This window comes from Oleiphilus sp. HI0123 (genome assembly GCF_001635315.1).
This window is the reverse complement of the sequence record NZ_LWGE01001858.1, coordinates 1-540: the sequence shown is the minus strand read 5'-3', so window position 1 is coordinate 540 and position 540 is coordinate 1. Positions and strand designations below refer to the sequence as shown.

The following is a 540-nucleotide window of genomic DNA, read 5'->3' as shown; positions in this document are numbered from 1 at the left end:
TATGGCTCTGGCTTTGCTAACCCACGATAGGAGGTCAGCACTCTTTTGGGACGTGGGGAGTCATTATGTCTATGTTCCCAATGACTCTATGGAATAGGTAAAGGAATGTTTTACATACCAAATTATTTTTTAAAAAGAAAGGATCCTGGAACTGTTCAACAGCCCATATGGCAAGGTGCGAGGAAGACCAGAAGAGATTACGCTTTAGCTAATTTACTGACGTTTTTACCTTTAGTTTTTTTGATGGCTTATATGTTGTCAAATAGCGGCGAGAGGCACCCCGATGGGCCTGCTGGTAGTGCTTTAGTTTATTTGTTTCGAGAAAGTGTTCCAATACTTATTACCATTCTTGCTCTTTTTGGCTGTTTCATTTATTTATTCTTTTCTACACTTGGCAGGCTAAGAGATATAAACGTTAATCCAGTTTGGGGGCTTACTTATTTTTTGCCAGGCCTAGCTATTCCACTCACAATATTTTTGCTCCTTATACCTGGCACCAAGGGGCCAAACAAATATGGTGAAGAGCCAAGTTTGAAAAAA

Annotated in this window: 1 protein-coding gene; it reads left to right on the top strand. The window is 40.0% G+C overall.

The window, feature by feature from the left end; all coding sequences use genetic code 11:
- Positions 1–105: 105 nt before the first annotated feature.
- The coding region (locus tag A3761_RS24915) for a DUF805 domain-containing protein (RefSeq protein ID WP_156492117.1) at positions 106–540 on the top strand (435 nt) is incomplete at its 3' end.